Source organism: Candidatus Pelagibacter sp. HIMB1636 (assembly GCF_052047675.1).
In the GTDB taxonomy this organism is placed as follows: Bacteria; Pseudomonadota; Alphaproteobacteria; order Pelagibacterales; family Pelagibacteraceae; genus Pelagibacter.
On record NZ_JBNAJP010000001.1, the window covers coordinates 925,584 to 941,493 of the forward strand.

The following is a 15,910-nucleotide window of genomic DNA, read 5'->3' on the forward strand; positions in this document are numbered from 1 at the left end:
GAATCATTTACAGTTTATCAAATCTATAAATGATAGTAAAAAATTTATAATGTTTGGATTAGGAAAAAATAAATCAAAAACAGTCGAAGACGAATCTATTAAAGATAAATCAAAATTTGTTGTCGTAGGTTTTACCGTAATGATTTTTGCTTTATTGGCATTTTTAATAGGTGAAATTTACACTTCACTTCAACTTTCTAAGCAAAGCAAACTTTTAGCTAATACGGGGAGTATTCAAGAGGAGTCTGACAAAATCATTATTGAAATGGCTAAAGTTGGTAAGGATGTGAATAAAAGTGAATACGAATATATTAAAGAAATAATGATGTTTATGTCTCCAACCGAATTTCAAAATTTCAAAAATTCTATTTCAGGAATTGCAAGCGAATTTAATGTGCAAATTAATAGTTTAAATGAAAGTCAAGCTGACCCATTAGGCGAAAAATATTCAATTAATTACATTGAGTATCAGTTCTTAAGCACTTTTCAAAACTTAACTTATTTAAAAAACAAAATTGCAGAGAGTGAATTTAAAATAAATATTATCGAGGAAAAAATTTCTAGAGAAAATGCTAACTCTGATAAAGTACTAGCTAGTGGAAAAATCGGAGTTTATGTTTTTCCTGGTAAAGAAAAATTATTAAAAGATAAGTCAAAAATAATTGAAATATTTAAGGCTGAAGAAGAAAAATTAGCTGAAAAGGAAAAGCAAGAAACTGAAAATTAAAGTATCTATCTAACTTAGAGCCAAAGGTCCTTTAATATAATCATACATAGGAATTAAAAATTCTAGATAGCTCTCCATAAATGGAAATGCCATTCCTACCTGGTCTCTAAATGGGACAATTAGAATAGAAAAAACTATCAACAATAATAAAAGAAGATAAGTAAGCAATCTAGCTCTTCTTCCTTTGTTTAGCTTTTGTTCAGTTTGTTCTTGTTGTTGCTGTTTTTTTTCTAAAGATCTTTTTGCTTCTTTAATTCTATCCTTTCTAAATAATTTTTGAAAAAAATTAAGATTTTTATCTCTATCAACTTTGTATTCATCTAAATTTTTATCCATTTCCTCTTTTGATGGAAGATCATTTTCATCTTCATCTGTAAATATTTTAAAATTTGAAACGCTTTCTGGGTTTTCTTTTTTTATTTCGTCAAGATTTTCATTTCCAACTTCCTCTTCTAAAAAATTTTCTTCTGGAGTGGATAATAAATCTTCTGCGTCTTCTGGGCTGGTTGTTTGATTTACATTTTCAGTTTCGTGTACTTCAGGTTGACTTGCTGTAGCGAAATCATTAATTTCTTTATTTTCTCCAATATCATTCTCATTTTCTATTAAAGAATTTTGTTCTTCATTAGCCGTGTTATCTTGAGCGATTGGATTGTTACCTTGATCTGGATGATAAAACCATACCTCAGAACATGAGCCACATCTAACTTTTGAGCCCTGTTGTGGCATAACTCCGTCAGCTAACTTAAATTTTTTTTTTCCGCAAATACAGTCGATAATCATATGTTGTAATTTAAAACTAATAATATAAAAAAATACATATGTCTATCGAACAAAAAATTAATGGAAATGTAGGAAAATTGTTTGTTACTGGTGAAGTTGATTTAGATAGTTCACCCGAATTAAGAGATAATATAAAAGATTTAATTGATAATGTTAAGACAATTGAAGTTCAGCTGTCAAAGGTGAATTACATAGACTCTTCAGGTATAGCTGCATTAGTTGAAGGTATGCAACTTTCAAAAAGTAAATCAAAAGAATTTTTTCTAACTGATGTGAGCAATGAGGTCATGAAAGTAATTAAATTAGCTCACTTAGATAAAATATTTAAAATTAAAAATGTAACTGGTACAAATGCAGCTGAAGTAAGTTCAGAGCCAGAAACAGTTCAAGAACCTGAGCCTCAAGCAAGTGAGAACGTGGATCTTGCTCCAAACGAAGAACCTCAGCAACAATCTGAGAATGTAGAAACAGAAAACAAAGAAACTGAGGAAACAAACCCTAGCATCAAAAGAGATGATGACGATGGAGATAAAATAAAATTTAAAAGGTAAGTGCTTACCCTTTCTCTGTTTATTATTGGATCAATCTTTGGTAGTTTTTATAATGTCTGTATATATAGACTTCCTAATGATTTAGATATTGTCACAAAACGATCATTTTGCACAACTTGTAAATATAAAATACCTTTTTATCTCAATGTTCCAATCATCTCATACATAGCTAATCTTGGTGAATGCAAGAATTGCAAAAGTAAAATAAGTGTAAGTTATCTTATAGTAGAGATTTTAACAGCATGCTTATTTGTCTACGCTTATAGTTTACACGGAATTAGTTTTAAAACTTTAGCTTATATTATTTTTTATTCAGGATTGTTAATAATTTTTTTTACTGATTTAAAATATTATTTAATTTTAGATAAAATCACAATTCCACTTTCTGTTCTTGGGTTAGTTTTTACCTTTTTCAAGTTTAATCCTTTTGATGTGAGTATATTAGGCTCTATCATCGGTGGGATAATTGGTTATTTAATTATTTATATTATTAGATTTTTATTCTTTAAAATTAGAAAAGTTGAAGGCATGGGGTTAGGAGATGCAAAATTATTTTTAATGGTTGGTATTTGGCTTGGAATAAAATCAATTTATTTAATTTTAGCAAGCTCAGCAATTACTGGTGCTATTGTTGGTCTAATGATTATTTATATTTACAAAAAAGATAAAGATTTTCAAATTCCATACGGGTGTTTTATTGTCATAGCTTCAGCACTATATCCATATCTAGGATCAGTCTTTTATAATTGGATTTAAAGATATATTGTTAGATAACTGATTCGTTTAAAAATGAATAAATCTCTTGTTGCTCAAAACATAAAAAAAAATTATCAATTATTAGACAATAGACAATATGGTCTTGCTGAACAGAATGCATGTAATTTATTAAAGCATGATCCTAACAATCATGAAATTTATAATTTAATAGGAGATATTCATTATAAACAAAACAATTTTGATAAATCTATTTGGTATTATCTATCTTCACTAGATAGAAACTTTGATCGTAAAGCTCTTAATAGATTAGGTACAAATATTTTTTTATTAAACAATAACTCTGCTGCCGAAAAAGTTTTGACAAATCTTTTAGCTCACGACCCTACTTATGTCGATGGTTACTTAAGTTTAGGTCTAGTATATGAACAAAGTAAAAAGTTAGAAAAAGCAATAGAATGTTATAAGGCTGTAATCAAAATAGATCCTAAAGAAATAAAGGCATATTTAAGTCTTGCAACTTTATACAAACAAGATCAAAAATATGATGAAGCGATAAAAGTTTATCAACAAGGACTTATAAATAATCCAAGTAATCATTTCATTTTAAGTAACCTTGGGAACTTATTCTATCTTCAGCATAAATACGAAGATGCAATAATCTGTCATCAAAGAGCGATTAAGGCTAAACCAGATTCACATGTAGTACATTTTAATTTTGCAAATACTTTACTAAATGCTGGAAAGTACTCTGAGGCAATTGAAATGTATAGAAAAACAATTGAACTTAATCCTAATTTTAACAAATCAAAAATTAATTTAGGAACTACTCTTTTATCAATGTCAAATTTTGAAGAAGGTTTTAAAGAATATCATCATAGAATATATGAAGATAAAAATTTTAAATCAGTACTTCATAAAAAAAATTTAATTTGGAATGGTCAAAATATTGAGAATAAAAAAATTCTTATTATCGCAGAAAATGGATTAGGTAATACTTTACAATTTTCGAGATATCTTGAAACATTAAGCCAACTAAATTGTAAAATTATATTCCAGTGCCAAGAAGAACTGCATCATTTTTTTGAGGATATGGTTTTTATAGAAGAAATTATTTCTAATGAAAGTGAATATGATGATTATGATTATTGGATACCCTTACAAAATTTAATCTATTTACTTACACCAGATCTTAATAGCAATTGTCCTTTTCCATCACCTCTAAAAATAAATGATAATAAACTTCTGGAATGGGAAACTCTTATCGAAGTAAATGATAATGTGAAAATTGGTTTAAATTGGCAAGGTAGCAGTTTAAATCCTAGAGTTGCTAATAACTCAGTTTCTTTAAATGGTTTTAAGAGCATTGTTAAGAATCCATTAGCTACATTCATAAATTTACAAAAAGGCAACGCTGTTTCAGAAATTGAAAAATTTCAGTTGGAAGAACACATTGTAAATTATGATTTACTGATGGATACAGGATCAAAAAAATTTGTAGATACAGCTGCAATTATAAAATATTTAGATCTAGTTATTACAACTGACACCTCAATTGCTCATTTGGCTGGAACACTTGGTACTCAAACTTGGTTATTACTTCCAAAAGTTTCTGATTGGCGATGGTTAAATTCTAAAGATGAAACTATTTGGTATGACAATTTTAGAATTTATCGCCAAAAAATACAGGGAGACTGGTCGGATGTATTTTCAAGGGTGGAAAAAGATTGCCAAGAGCTAATTAAAAATATCAGTGATTTAAGAAAATCTTAATTTAATTTTTTCCAAAACTTTTTATCTATTTCTTTAGAAATTCCTTTAAGCCTTGAAATCATTAGTTTTGATTTCTTTAATAATATTTCATCCTTAGCAATGGCTTTTTTAAATTCTTTATGTTGAGCTACCATAAAAGCAAATAATTCTGCTTTATCTTCTGCAGAATTATTTCTAGCATAACCTGAAATAAAACCTTCAACAGATGTATCTATTCCAATACCCCCTGTTATTAAATCATTAGAATAATCCACTTTGTTTATTTTTTCCCAAGCTTCATCTAATTGCATTAAAGACAATTTAGAATCGATTATGTGATAAAATTCGTGATGGAACAAAATTCTAATATAATCTTTTTTTGCTTTTGAATTTTTAATTTTATTAACCGCTGACAAGTTCAAATAAAAAACTCCAGGTGATTGATCGACATGTCCTGGTGCCAATCCACCTGGCTCAAATCCTAATGATTTGTCAGTAATTTTTTCACAAATCATGACATATTTTAGTCCTGAATTTTGTAAGAAAGATACTGGATAGACATTTATTTCTTTTACAAGATTATTAATAACATCTTTATAATTCGACTTTGTTTGACCACAAAAAAAATCATTTTTGTTTTTAAAGTTTTCAGTACTAATTAAGATATCTATCCCCTTTGAAGAAAATTTTTTTTTTGATCTAATATGTTCACCCAAAACTTTTAAACTTGATTTTGAATTAATATATTTTGCATATCTATTATATTTAAGATTTTTCTTAAGTGTTCTAAATCGCACAAGACATTCAATTTCACCATCACTTTTACAATTTTTTAAAGCTTTTTGATCTAATTCATATTGAGATAAAGTCCCCCAGCTAGTGTACAATCTCCCAGAAACAGCTTCAACTATGCTTCCCTTAAATTTTTTATTTGTTTTTCTATTCTCTTTTATCGTGGATATATATTTTTTTACAAATTCTGTTCTTTCCTTGTAAGCTTGTCTTACCTCAGGAGTAATATTACCAGCGTATAATTGATTATGAATAAAGACACTTAGTATGAGAATAGCAAAAATTCTCATTAAACATTTTTGAAAAATTTAATACTAAAACTAGATGATATATCTCTAAATTGTTCATCATAACAAGAAGCAAAGATTTCAATACTATTTTTTTGAGGAGCATCAGTTAATACGAAATTTAATGAATTATCTATAGGTTCTTTCTCGATTAAATCATAACTATTAAAATAATCTTTCCATAGCGAAATTTTCTCTTTGCACTTATTTAGGTCACCTTGTCTTTTATTATTAAATGCAATTATTGAATAAACTTGATTTTGAGAATTTGTGTAAAAGTAATAGTTGTTAAAATGATTTGATAATTTATTTGGCTTTACTTTAAAACATTTTCCCTCTGCGAGATTGTTTTCACACTCACCAATTATATTTAATTGATCCCTATTAAGTTCAGCTAAAAAAAACTGATTGAATATTTTCTCTAGTCTATTTTTAGGAAGTACAACTTCTGTATTTTTTGGTTTCAATAATTCAGTAATATTTGAAACATCCAAACCCTCTTTTTCAATGGGTTTTTCATCAAACATTTCCTCTGGCTTTTTTTGTTCTTCTCCAGGTAAATCTCCAGGCTCGCCAGAATACAAAAAAGAAGATGAAAAAAATAAAATTAAAATTGTTTGAATTATTAGTTTCATTTAAATAAAAACATCTTAAATTAATTTTTAACTATAATTCAATAGAAATCAATGAGTGAAGATCTCGAAAAAAACCTGAATGAAATAAAAAGATTACCTGGACTAAAAAAAGTAAAGGAAGAAGTTGAAAACTTATTGGCTTTTCTTCAAAATTCTAAGGATAGAAAAGAACAAGGTTTAGGTGATGCAATGCCACTTACTTACCATTTAATTTTTTCTGGTAATCCAGGAACAGGAAAAACTACAGTGGCTAGAATTTTGGCAAATATTTATAGAGATTTAGGCATTATTGCTGGAGGGAAACTGATAGAAGTAACCAGAAGTGATTTAGTTGTAGCAGAGAAAGGTAAAACAGCAGAAAGAGCAGCAGAAAAGTTTAATCAAGCAATAGACAATGTATTATTTATTGATGAAGCATATACTTTATCAAATAAGAAAGATCCAAATGACAACGGTCAAGAAGCAATTGATGAATTACTGAAGTTTATGGAGGATTACAGGGATAGATTGATAGTTATTGTGGCGGGTTATGAAACTAATATGAAAGAATTTATTTCTTCAAATGCCGGTCTAGCTTCTAGGTTTAAAAGAAATATAGTTTTCGAAAATTATAATGACTTAGAATTATACCAGATCTTCTTTAAACTTTGTCGAGACAACAAATATATGATTGCAAATGATGCAAGTGCTTCAATTAAAAATTCATGCAATAAAATTATAGAAATAACTGGTGACCGGTATTCTAATGCAAGAGATTTAAGAAGATTTTTTGAAAACTGTATTCAAATTCAATCCGTAAGATTGAATAAGAAAGAAAATAAAACAAAATTAGATCTAATGATGATTAAAAAAGAAGATATTGAAAATACCATCAGCAATTTTTCTTAATTTATAATTCTTGAATTATATCTATAAGTAATAAATCTTCTAATAACTTCATAAAACAGAATAATTAATGCTATGAAAGTTACTATTGGAATGTAACTTAAAATTTTAAGATATCTTGAATATAAAATCTCGATAGCAGATCTTTCGTCCATTTGAATATCGTGCAACCTATTTGCAATTAAATGTATTTTAGGATCTTTTAATTGAGAACATTTATCTAATATTTGATATAATTGTAATTTATCATAGTAATTTATTAGATCCTTTAAATTTTTCTCGACTGCATAACAATTTGCAAACAAATTATTATAAACATCATCTAAAGTTAGATCTCTTTTAGATGAATTTTTCATTTCATTGTTTAAACTGATATAAATTTCCTCAACTTCCTCTTTTGTTGGATTTTCTTTTAAAACTATTTCAATTTTTTTCTCAAAATTTTTAATTTTTTCTTTAACGTCTTTTTTAATATCATTGTTTAAATTTTGATCTGGAAAAGTTGCTATTATAGTTTCATCCTTTCCTATTTCATTATCGCTAGATATAACTTCATTACTCTGTTCTAAATCTTTATCAGATTTTATAGGAGGATCTTTCTTTAAAACTACTTTAGTTTGTTCTTCATTATCATTTTGATCTTTATCAGATTTTACTGGGACATCTTTTTTTGCAATCACGCTTGGTATTCTACCTTTTGCAAATTCACCAAAGAATTTTCTAAATGTTATTGAAAAAATATTAGAGCTAATGTCTTCTTTTGTATTTTCTAACAAAAATGCATTGGCCATTAGGCTTGTGTTATTCTCTTTATTAAGAAAATTATACCCTACCCCTAAAGAGTAGTAGTCTTCTTTGTCTCTTGGTAAATCGTGGTTAAAAGTAGAGCCAGATGCAAATCTTGCTTTATTTTCTGTCCCTTCAACAAAATAGTCTCTAGATACAAATGCTGCTAATTCCAATTGGCTTAATTTATTATCTTTCTCTGAAAAGTTTTTTGATACTGAAATTCCAACCTCAGGTTTGATGATAAAAAGATCTTCATTATCAACTGACAATGCCAAATCACCACCTGTTTCTTTTGTGTCTCCCTTAAATATATAGCTATAATTTATTTTAGCAGATGGAGATATTTTATAACCATTAAAATCATACTTTGCTATATGCTGAGCTTCTAAATTTAAACCAACATCATAAAAGTCAGATTTATACTTATCATCTACTGAAGTTCCAAATACAGATACATTTCTATTGCTGTTAGTCTTAGATACAAAAGCGCTACCTAATAAATTAAATGCATAATCTTCATCATCTATTTGCTTAAACATTGATGCATGCATTGAATAAATTTCTGCATCACCATAACTATCATTGTAAGTTGTGTCTGTTTTTGAAATTCCTATTGAGTAACCATCAAAATTTATATCGTCTTTTTTAAATTGTTCTCCAAATAATATTCCTGTCGTATCAGAATTATATCCCGTGTAGCCTTCACCAATGTTGTCTCTTTTAGTATTTGTTCCAAAAGTTCTCAAAAATGAAGCACTATCATCTGACTCGAATCTTTCAAAAAATGATTTATTTTTATTATTTTTTATAAAACCTAAAACAGATACATCACTATAATCATAGTATTCACTGTATCTTTTTTTATCTCCATATAAACCTTGATCTTGTAATGATGCTAAAGTGAGCTCATTAGCTGTTGAAGTAAAATTTGTTACAAAGGTTGTATTTGAAAGAGACGTAGTATTAGCAACAGCTCTATTAAAATAATTATGATTAGTATTTGATTGAATAGATGATGTTGCAATAACAGTACCTTTTAATTTATCTAATTCTGTATTTACTGAAGAAACTGTTGCGCTATCCAAAACATCTTTCACGTCTTTTAATGTTCCGCTAGTTGCATTGTCAAAAACTTTTGCAATGTCTTTTGATGATGAAACTGTTGTTGTGCAGTTTATGTTGCATGTGCTAGCTGCTTCAGTAATTTGTAAAGAAACAGTTTTTGCAGATGTATCATAGACAATATCCCATGTAGCATCATTAAGATTACTCTCGTTGTTCATTGTCTCTGTTGAAAAAGTTCCATTAAATGTTCCACCGCCAGAAGCATCTACAATTGTATGTGTTATGTCTGAGTAAGTGGTATCTTCAGGGTATAAAGAAATAGTTCCAGCAAGTTCAGTATTTCCATTAATTACTATCTTGTCTGCTGTTGTTGAATTAAATTCTATGTTTGTAGTATCGTCTGCGGATAGCGTTAGGTTGTCATTTATAGTAAGAGTGCCTATACTATTTCCTGGAGCTAAAGTACCAGCTGTTGATGAAAATGTAACATTACCATCTATAATACCACTACCACTTAGTGTACCTCCTTTAACAATAATATTTCCTTCAGTAATTTTATTTGAGCCGTCACTACTTCCTCCTGCAAATAATGTTCCTCCAGCAATATTAATCGTTCCATCAAATGTATTAGCACCTGTAAGGGTTAATTCTCCAGAACCCGATTTATTAATGGTACCTGATCCTGAAATAACTCCAGATAATGTCTGGTTATTTGAAGAGTTAATACCTAAATCTCCAGCATTCGAAATATCACCTGCATAAGATCCTCCGCCCAATTGACTTGTAACCAATAATGTACCTGCTGAAATAGTGGTATCTCCACTATAAGAATTTGTACCTGATAAGGTTAAAATACCATTTCCTACTTTAGTTATAGATCCAGAACCTGAAATAGTACCGCTTAATTCTTGGTCATTTGCATCACCGGTAGTCAAAGTTACAGCATTTGCAATTTCTATTGTTCCTGCTCCATCTACAGAAGCAATAGTATCACTTACATCAACATCATAAGTTGCACCTGAAGCAACGATTACTGCTGTACTATCTGATAAAGTCCCTGAAACAGTTAAAGTTCCTGAATTAATATTTGTATTACCTGTATAAGTATTTGTTCCACTTAAAGTATAAGCGCTTGATCCAGCTTTAGTAAAACCACCTGAACCGCTTATCACACCTGATAAAGTTTTATCATTGCTATCTCCAGCCGTAAGTGTTTGAGAGCTCGCGATTTCAATGTTTCCAGCACCACTTACAGATGCAATAGTGTCACTCGCATCTACGTCATAAACCGCACCAGAAGCAACGGAAACAGCGGTACTATCTGATAAAGTTCCTGAGACAGTTAAAGTTCCAGCATTTATAGTTGTTGAGCCAGAAAATGTGTTATTGCCACTTAAAGTTTGAGTTCCTGAGCCAGCTTTAGTCAATCCACCAGAGCCTGATATTACACCAGATAAAGTTTTATTATTTCCATCACCAAAAGTTAATGTTTGAGAACTTGCTATTTCAATATTTCCAGCACCAGTAATTGAAGCTACTGTGTCGCTTGCATCAACATCATAAACTGCACCTGATGCAACAGAAACAGCAGTAGTATTTGACAGTGATCCTGTAACAGTTAGAGTTCCAGCACTAACTGTCGTAGCGCCTGTGTAAGTATTTGTGCCACTTAAAGTTTGAGTTCCTGATCCCGCTTTTGTTAAACCTCCAGAACCTGATATTACACCTGACAAAGTTTTATCATTACCATCTCCAGCAGTTAATGTTTGAGAACTTGCTATTTCGATATTTCCAGCTCCTTCTATTGAAGCCACAGTATCACTTGCATCTACATCATAAGTGGCACCACTTGAAACCGTTACTGCTGTGTTATTGTCAAGAGTTCCTGTTACAGTTAAAGTTCCAGCACTGATGGTAGTAGTACCATCGTAACCATTTGAGCCTGTTAAAGTTAAGGTTCCATTTCCAGATTTAATTAAATTATAAGTGTTAGACCCATCATCAATTGCTGCCATTGATACAGCACTATCAATGCTAGCAGTGGTATTTCCAGTTAGAGTATTAGTTCCTGAAAAAGTAATTGTATTGCTATCTCCACTATTTCCTAAAGTTATTGAACCCTGTAAATTTAAATTTTCATCAATTGTAAAATCACCTGCATCTGATGTATAAAATTTACCTCCAGTCATTGTAATATCACCTGTACCAAAAGCATCATTATTTCCATACTGAATAGCACCGGCAGTAACTGTAGTTCCTCCAGAATAAGTACTGCTGTTCTCTGCAAAAAAAGTACCAGTTGCTGACATTGTCAAAGTTCCAGAATTCAACACTAAACCACCTGATGGTCTAATTGTTCCATCACCACCTGTAATAGTTAAATCATAATTGTTGGCTCCTGCTGTTAAACGACCACCAAATGTTAAATTTCCGTCATCAATATTTATTGTAGTATCAGAACCAAGAGTAGTAGCACTCCCTGATAATGTTATTGTTCCAGAAGTATTTGCAGCTTGTAAAGCACCACCATTACTTACACCATTTCCATTTAATGTTAAGCTCTCATTAGTAATCGTAATTGCATCAGTTATTTTTAAACTTGCACCATCTGCAACAACTGTTCCTCCACTTGATGACCCTAAAGAATACTGATCAGATATTTCTAGAATACCTGCATTTACTGTAATTGTTCCATCATTTTGATTAGCTCCACCCAAGACTAAAGTACCACTTCCAGATTTAGTTAAATTACCAGAATCTGTAATGATACCATCAAAGGTCATTGTATTGGATGATGTTACTTCAATTGTACCATTACCAGTTAACGTAATTCCTTTATTAGCACCTAAAGTAAAATCATTTGTAGCACTTAAAGTTCCACCGTTAAAAATTATGTTGTCTCCATCTGCGCTGCCTGGTGTTGCTCCTAAATTAGCTGAACTTGAAACACTAATTGTTCCATTTGTAATAGTTGTTGAACCAGAATAAGTATTTGTACCTGAAAGAGTTAAAGTTCCACTACCTGATTTATTTAAAGCACCTGTTCCTGAAATCACACCTGCTAAAGTTTGGTTAGATGATGAGTTTATTGTAAAAGTTCCTGAATTTGCAATTGCACCATCATAATTTCCACTTTCTAACTGACCTTGAACGTCTAATGTTCCAGCTGAAATTGTAATATCTCCAGTATTAGTATTTGTTGCACTTAAGGTTAAAGTTCCATCACCTGATTTAGTTAAAGCACCTGAGCCAGTGATTACACCCTGAATATTTGATGTAGTTGATGATGCTGTATTTATTGTTCCAGCACCTGTCATGGTAACCCCTCTATTAGAGTCAAAGGTAACTCCTGAGGTTATTATTAGACCTCCACCATTAAAAATTATATTATCAGCATCAGCAGAACCAGGTGCAGACCCAAGATTATTATCTGCTGAAACGCTTAAGTTTCCAGCGTTAATGGTAGTATTACCGCTATAAGAGTTTGTTCCGCTTAAAGTTAATGTTCCTGTTCCTGACTTAACAACAGAACTTGTTCCTGTGCTATCTGTAATTACACCAGCATAAGTAGTATTAGTATCTTGGTCTATTGTTAGAGTTGTATTTTGTAGATCTATTGAACCTGTAGAAGTACCTGTAAGTGAAGCTATAGTGTCACTTGAGCTCATATTTAGAGTTCCCTGAACATCTAAATTTACTGTATCTGCAAATCCTCCTTCTCCACTAGTAAAATCTGCTGTTGTATATCTGTCAATATCTAAAGTTCCAGTTCCTGTAACTAGATCTAAAAACTGATATTCTCTTGCGTTAGTTCCTTCGGCAAGCAATGTGAAGGTGTTGCTACCTAAATTAATTGCAGTAGTAGCAGAACCATTTGAATTACCAAATATAAACTTATTACTCGCATCTGAATTTAAATTAGGTTTATGCAATACATTTGAGTCTGCAGTTAAAGTTACTGTTCCAGTTAAAGTAGTATTTCTATCATAACTAGATGTTAATGTTGCTGCTGTACCACTGTTAAAATTATTATTCCCAGAACCTGCTAAACTTATGTCCATGCTATAGGTTCTTCCCGAACCTGTCCCTGGATAAAAATTTAAAGAGCCTCCACTTTGAACAGTAATTGAATTTCCTGAAGCAAAAGTATCATTATTTACAGACGCATTAGCTCCATTTGCAACTATAACATCAAAGGAATATGCATCTGAAGTTCCACTGACAAACATCATTTGACCAGCACTTACTGTTACATCTCCTGATAAATCATGAGTATTAGCAGCACCTAAAGCTAAAATACCTGAACCAGTTTTTGTTAAATTATAATTACCCGTTATATCACCATAATAATTTACCCTAGCACCTGAATTAGTTACTTCAATCGTTGCATTATTATTTGCTAAAGTAATACCTCTATTAGCATGTAGAGTAATTGTACCTGTGTTAGAAAATTTTAAAGTTGCATCAACAATTCTAATATTATCAGAAACTAAACTACCAGGTTCACTTCCTAAACCTCTATCAGTTGCAACCTCTAATATTCCTCCATTTAAAACTGTTTGGGATTGAGTGTTTGTTCCAGTTAACTTTAAAGTACCACTTCCAGATTTAACTACATTACCATTACTAACTACTCCAGATATAGTTGAAGTAACTCCACTTGAAGTATCAAATGTTATATTCTGACCTCCAAGATTTACAGCTCCAGATAAAGTATTATTACTATTTGATGTAACAGTATGTTTGCCTCCAGAAATTGAAACATCGCCTGACAAAGTTAAGGCACCATTATTTGTTGCATTACCAATAGTTGTTGATGATGTTATGTTTATATCATTACTAATCGAACGAGATGATGTGTTTGAGGATGATATTCCTCCACCCTCTAAACTAATTGTGTTGTTTGCGCTTCCAAACGATCCATTGTTTCCAATTCCAACCAAACCACCTTCTATGGTGAAAGTATTAGAAATAACATTACCAAAATTTGAACTATTTGCGTTTAGAATTAAAGTTCCATTCCCTTGTTTTGTCAAATCATAGCCGTTACTAAGTATTTCTCCGTTAAGAGTATAAACAGCATTATTTGTAATATTGTAAGTTGTGCTTGCTTTTATATCGCCATCTAAATCAAGATTATTATTTTCTACAGTGTCGGTATTTTCATTTATAGTGTTAGCTAAACTTTTGCCGTTAAATGAAAAAATAAATATCAAAAATAAACAGCAAATAAACTTTTTCAAAAAAAGAAATTTTTCATTTAATTCTAACAACATTTAATTTTTGACTTGCACTAATCCAATAAAGTTATTTTGATGCAACTTATGGTATATAATATTAGTTATATATACAATTTGATTAAATATAAAAAAATTCTATAAATGCGATTATGAGTAATCAAGAGTTCTTAAACCCTAAGTTTTTAAAGTATTTTATAACAGTAGCAGATACGGGGAGTATTTTATCTGCAAGTTCGAGTTTAAATGTTGCTCAACCTTCAATTACAAGATCTGTACAAATTATTGAAAATAGTTTGGGAAAAAAATTATTTATCAGAACTAAAAAAGGAGTCACTCTAACTAAAGAAGGTGAAATTTTTTACATGAATGCAAAATCAATTTTAGCGTTCAATGATAAAGTTATAGAAAATATAAAATCTATAGAATTTGATGATAAAAGTATAAATAATGATCAAATTACTTTTGGTATTCCAAGTACCCTTACCTATTCCCATAAACAAAATATACTTTGGTTGATTAAAAAAAATAATCCTAAAGTAAGAATAAAAGTTATTGAGAGTGATAGTTTTGAAATGATTAATCTAGTTGAAAAAAATAAAATTGATTTTGCGATAAGTTGTATCAAATTTTCAAATGATAATATTGATAAAATCAATTTATATGAAGATCCGTTTTGTGTTGCCTTTTATAAGGGGCACCAATTTCAAGATATTAAAGAAGTAAGTATAGATATGGTTCGAAAAGAAAAAAATTATATCTTTAGAAATACTTGCGAATTTTTTTACTATGATTATTTAAAGAATAAAGGTTCCTTCCCAGACTTTAAAAAAATCCAAAAAAATATTAAAAAAAGAAAGCAAGAAAATAATGATAGAGATATTGTTTTTACTGATAGTGACACAACAGCAGCCTCTTGTATTAAAAGTGGTTTAGGGGTCGCAATAATTCCTGAAAGTGTAGCAATTGATCATAAACTTTTATTCACTAGAATAAATAAACCTCAAATGAATAGAGATATTTTATTTATTCAAAATAAAAATAATAAAAAAAATATTAATACAACCAATGAAGCTTTAAAGAATGCTTTATGGTTATAACGACTGGAGATTAAAATATGAGATTATTACTAACTTTTATATTTATATTCGTATTTAATTTAAATTTTACTCATGCAGAACAAAGTGAAGAAAAAGTACCAACTGTTACTACAAAACAGTTTAGAGATTGGACTTTGCGATGTGTTACTGAAAACAAGAAACAAAAATGTGAAATTGTACAATTTTTACAAGTTAAAAATTTAAATCTACAATTTACAGTAGTGTATTCTGAATTTTTAAATAATAAAAATGAGTTAAAGGAATTAATTAATATAATCACACCACTAGGTGTTAATGTTCAAAGACCTGCATCAATAAATTTTCATAAAGGGACTGCAGTTAATTTACCTTTCATAAAATGTGAAGTTGTTGGATGTATAATATCAATTTCAAATGATACTACCGATCCTGCGATAGAGAGTCTTTTTAAACAAATTAAAGAAGCAATGAAAAAATCAATCTACTTTGAAATTTTAGTTGATGGATTTAGAGAAAAGCCATTTTTAATTAAATCTTCATTACAAGGTTTTGAAGATGCACTTACTGAATTTGAAAAACAAAAAAATTAAAAATTTGTGAAAAATTTAAAAAAA

11 protein-coding genes are annotated in these 15,910 nt (G+C 29.8%); 7 read left to right on the plus strand and 4 right to left on the minus strand.

Annotated features, from left to right (window positions below; genetic code table 11):
* Positions 1-49: 49 nt before the first annotated feature.
* Positions 50-727, plus strand: a complete 678-nt coding sequence (locus ACTTA6_RS04895) for a hypothetical protein (protein ID WP_440613842.1) — start codon at positions 50-52, stop codon at positions 725-727.
* Between the two features lie 9 nt (positions 728-736).
* On the opposite strand, the gene ACTTA6_RS04900 is transcribed toward ACTTA6_RS04895, so the two are convergent.
* Complete coding sequence (locus tag ACTTA6_RS04900) at positions 737-1,510, minus strand: hypothetical protein (RefSeq protein WP_440613841.1); 774 nt, start codon at positions 1,508-1,510, stop codon at positions 737-739.
* Between the two features lie 38 nt (positions 1,511-1,548).
* Here ACTTA6_RS04900 and ACTTA6_RS04905 point away from each other — a divergent pair, with 38 nt between their 5' ends.
* Genes ACTTA6_RS04905 through ACTTA6_RS04915 form a run of 3 tightly spaced genes read left to right on the plus strand, consistent with a single transcriptional unit; the run spans position 1,549 to position 4,548 of the window.
* Complete coding sequence (locus tag ACTTA6_RS04905) at positions 1,549-2,061, plus strand: STAS domain-containing protein (RefSeq protein WP_440613840.1); 513 nt, start codon at positions 1,549-1,551, stop codon at positions 2,059-2,061.
* Entirely contained in the window at positions 2,062-2,817 is a 756-nt protein-coding gene (locus tag ACTTA6_RS04910) for a prepilin peptidase (RefSeq protein ID WP_440613839.1), read from the plus strand.
* A gap of 33 nt (positions 2,818-2,850) precedes the next feature.
* On the plus strand, positions 2,851-4,548 hold the full coding sequence (locus ACTTA6_RS04915; RefSeq protein ID WP_440613838.1) for a tetratricopeptide repeat protein: 1,698 nt from the start codon (positions 2,851-2,853) through the stop codon (positions 4,546-4,548).
* Here ACTTA6_RS04915 and ACTTA6_RS04920 read toward each other — a convergent pair.
* Positions 4,545-5,609 (minus strand): putative zinc-binding metallopeptidase, encoded by a 1,065-nt coding sequence (locus ACTTA6_RS04920; RefSeq protein WP_440613837.1) that lies wholly within the window; start codon positions 5,607-5,609, stop codon positions 4,545-4,547. The genes ACTTA6_RS04915 and ACTTA6_RS04920 overlap by 4 nt on opposite strands.
* Complete coding sequence (locus ACTTA6_RS04925; RefSeq protein ID WP_440613836.1) at positions 5,609-6,241, minus strand: hypothetical protein; 633 nt, start codon at positions 6,239-6,241, stop codon at positions 5,609-5,611. Before ACTTA6_RS04925 ends, ACTTA6_RS04920 begins: the two co-directional genes overlap by 1 nt.
* A 51-nt stretch (positions 6,242-6,292) precedes the next feature.
* Between ACTTA6_RS04925 and ACTTA6_RS04930 the strand changes: the two genes are divergently transcribed.
* A complete protein-coding gene (locus ACTTA6_RS04930) occupies positions 6,293-7,129 on the plus strand; it encodes an AAA family ATPase (RefSeq protein ID WP_440613835.1) in 837 nt (278 codons plus the stop codon).
* On the opposite strand, the gene ACTTA6_RS04935 is transcribed toward ACTTA6_RS04930, so the two are convergent.
* Entirely contained in the window at positions 7,126-14,256 is a 7,131-nt protein-coding gene (locus ACTTA6_RS04935; RefSeq protein ID WP_440613834.1) for an autotransporter-associated beta strand repeat-containing protein, read from the minus strand. The genes ACTTA6_RS04930 and ACTTA6_RS04935 overlap by 4 nt on opposite strands.
* 113 nt (positions 14,257-14,369) lie before the next feature.
* Here ACTTA6_RS04935 and ACTTA6_RS04940 point away from each other — a divergent pair, with 113 nt between their 5' ends.
* Both ACTTA6_RS04940 and ACTTA6_RS04945 read left to right on the plus strand, forming a co-directional pair.
* Positions 14,370-15,317, plus strand: coding sequence for a LysR family transcriptional regulator (locus tag ACTTA6_RS04940; RefSeq protein WP_440613833.1), 948 nt, complete (start codon positions 14,370-14,372; stop codon positions 15,315-15,317).
* A 17-nt stretch (positions 15,318-15,334) separates the two neighbouring features.
* A complete protein-coding gene (locus tag ACTTA6_RS04945) occupies positions 15,335-15,886 on the plus strand; it encodes an invasion associated locus B family protein (RefSeq protein ID WP_262589719.1) in 552 nt (183 codons plus the stop codon).
* The last annotated feature ends 24 nt before the right edge of the window (positions 15,887-15,910 follow it).

What these genes read in the sequence shown, in the direction of transcription:
- ACTTA6_RS04895 (WP_440613842.1), top strand. Translation starts at nt 50, where the DNA reads ATGTTTGGATTAGGAAAAAATAAATCAAAAACAGTCGAAGACGAATCT.
- ACTTA6_RS04900 (WP_440613841.1), bottom strand. Translation starts at nt 1,510, where the DNA reads ATGATTATCGACTGTATTTGCGGAAAAAAAAAATTTAAGTTAGCTGAC.
- ACTTA6_RS04905 (WP_440613840.1), top strand. Translation starts at nt 1,549, where the DNA reads ATGTCTATCGAACAAAAAATTAATGGAAATGTAGGAAAATTGTTTGTT.
- ACTTA6_RS04915 (WP_440613838.1), top strand. Translation starts at nt 2,851, where the DNA reads ATGAATAAATCTCTTGTTGCTCAAAACATAAAAAAAAATTATCAATTA.
- ACTTA6_RS04920 (WP_440613837.1), bottom strand. Translation starts at nt 5,609, where the DNA reads ATGAGAATTTTTGCTATTCTCATACTAAGTGTCTTTATTCATAATCAA.
- ACTTA6_RS04925 (WP_440613836.1), bottom strand. Translation starts at nt 6,241, where the DNA reads ATGAAACTAATAATTCAAACAATTTTAATTTTATTTTTTTCATCTTCT.
- ACTTA6_RS04930 (WP_440613835.1), top strand. Translation starts at nt 6,293, where the DNA reads ATGAGTGAAGATCTCGAAAAAAACCTGAATGAAATAAAAAGATTACCT.
- ACTTA6_RS04935 (WP_440613834.1), bottom strand. Translation starts at nt 14,256, where the DNA reads ATGTTGTTAGAATTAAATGAAAAATTTCTTTTTTTGAAAAAGTTTATT.
- ACTTA6_RS04940 (WP_440613833.1), top strand. Translation starts at nt 14,370, where the DNA reads ATGAGTAATCAAGAGTTCTTAAACCCTAAGTTTTTAAAGTATTTTATA.
- ACTTA6_RS04945 (WP_262589719.1), top strand. Translation starts at nt 15,335, where the DNA reads ATGAGATTATTACTAACTTTTATATTTATATTCGTATTTAATTTAAAT.